Annotated in this window: 1 protein-coding gene; it reads right to left on the bottom strand. The window is 47.0% G+C overall.

Features of this window, described 5'->3' with window-relative positions:
* Positions 1-179 precede the first annotated feature (179 nt).
* Positions 180-739 (bottom strand): ATP-dependent RecD-like DNA helicase (locus A3766_RS10205; protein WP_197479509.1); only part of this gene is annotated, 560 nt, incomplete at its 5' end.

Raw genomic sequence — 739 nt, 5'->3', positions numbered from 1 at the left:
GAAATTGATGATATCAATGGCTTTGCAGCCCGGTTTTTGGCTCAGCATACCTTAAGTAGCGAAGTGAATAGTTATTTGGCGAGCAAGGTTAAGGCTCTGCCTACACATTGAACCATCGAGTTCACAGAGCGCTTCGCTGCACAGAGGAAAGATAACACCCTAAGACTTTAGCTGAGTATTCACTCCAAAAAAGCTTTTTCCAGAGCCTGCGTATCGGCCCATATATCACAACGCTGTTTAGCCCGCGTAAGACCGGTATATAATAGCGAACGCGATAAAAGTTCTTTAGCGTAATCAGCAAGAAGAATCGCGACACGCTGGTACTCTGAGCCCTGACTTTTGTGCACCGTCATCGCGTAAGCAGGTTGCCAGGCTTTGAGCCTTTTCGGTGATACGATAATGCTCTCGCCCGAGCCTTGCGGCACCTCCACCTGAAACTTTCCCGTACTACCCGGCTCATGATTACGAGCAACGACAAAGCCAATATCACCATTAAAAACACCCAAGTCTGCGTGATTTTTAGTAATAAGAATGGCCTTACCATGATACAGGAAAGATCCGGTATCAACATTGGCGGAATAGTGCCCCGGTAGCATCGCCAGCAAACTTCGTTCAATATAATTATTCATAGCGATCACACCCTGCTCGCCCTCATGAGTCGAACATAGCAATTGGAAGTCAGCAAAGGCACTATTCAATGCTGCGATATCTGCTTGCTTCTGCACCGCCTCAAAATAGC

It is taken from the genome of Oleiphilus sp. HI0132 (assembly GCF_001635845.1).
This window is presented reverse-complemented; position numbering and strand designations above follow the sequence as displayed.